Below are 1,256 nucleotides of genomic sequence, written 5' to 3'. Positions count from 1 at the left end.
TTCGCGGTGTCCTTCCCCCGGTCAAGGGAGACCGCGATGCCCACGTCCCCCGTCGCATCACCGTCCACGCCCCCCGAACGAACCCGGCAACTGCGCCGGGTCGCCCTCTCCGGACTGCTCGGCACCGCCGTGGAGTTCTACGACTTCCTCGTCTACGGAACCGTCGCCGCCCTCGTCTTCGGCGAACTGTTCTTCCCCGGCGCCGATCCCGCCGTCGGCACCATCGCCGCGTTCGGTACCTTCGCCGCCGGCTACGTCGCCCGCCCGGTCGGCGGCATCCTCTTCGGACACTTCGGCGACCGGCTCGGCCGCAAGTCCATGCTGCTGCTCACCATGGGCCTGATGGGCGGCGCCAGTTTCCTCATCGGCCTGCTGCCGACATACGACACGATCGGTGTCTGGGCACCGGTCCTGCTGATCACCCTGCGCGTCCTCCAGGGCATCGCCATCGGCGGTGAATGGGGTGGCGCCACGCTCATGGTGGTCGAGCACGCCGGCGACCGGCGCCGCGGCCTGTGGTCCAGCTTCACGCAGATGGGAGCCCCGCTCGGCTCCCTGCTCTCCACCGCCGTCGTCACCCTCGTGGTCACCCTGCCCCGGGACGAGTTCGCGGCCTGGGGCTGGCGCGTACCGTTCCTGATGAGCGTGGTGCTGCTCGGTGTCGGACTCTTCGTACGGCTCAAGGTGGTGGAGAGCCCGCTCTTCGCCGAGGTGAAGAAGGACCGCGCCGAGTCGCGGCTGCCGATCCTCGACGTACTGCGGCGCCCGCGTCCTCTGCTGCTGGCCTGCTGCGTCGGCATCGGCGCCTTCACCGCCCAGTCACTGCTGACCAGCTACATGATCGCGTACGCCACCGGCATCGGATACGCCCGCCCGCAGGTGCTCACCGCCCTCACGGTCTCCGCCTCCGTCGCCCTCGTCGTGCTGCCCTGCGCCTCCGCGCTCTCCGACCGGATCGGCCGCCGCCCGGTCGTCCTCGCCGGAGCCCTCATCTCGGCCGCACTCGCCTTCCCCGTACTCGCGCTGGTCGACTCCAAGTCGCCCGGCCTGCTGATCCTCGCCGTCGTCCTCGGCCACGGCATCGCCCAGTCCACGATGTACGGACCGCTGGGCGCCCTGCTCACCGAGATGTTCGGCACCCGGGTCCGCTACACCGGCGCCTCCCTCGGCTACCAGGGAGCAACCCTCATCGGCGCCGGCTTCTCCCCGATGATCGCCGGAAGCCTGGTCGCCGGAAGCGGCGGCAGCACCCCCGT

At 70.8% G+C, this 1,256-nt stretch carries 1 protein-coding gene; it reads left to right on the top strand.

The genetic code is table 11. From position 1 onward, the window contains the following. Nucleotides 1-36: 36 nt before the first annotated feature. Nucleotides 37-1,256: MFS transporter (locus tag H1D24_RS41545; RefSeq protein ID WP_181662959.1), on the top strand; the 1,220-nt coding region annotated here is incomplete at its 3' end.

This window comes from Streptomyces himalayensis subsp. himalayensis (assembly GCF_013778455.1).
Lineage (GTDB): Bacteria > Actinomycetota > Actinomycetes > Streptomycetales > Streptomycetaceae > Streptomyces > Streptomyces himalayensis.
The sequence above is the reverse complement of the archived record's forward strand: the minus strand, read 5'-3'. Positions and strand labels throughout refer to the sequence as shown.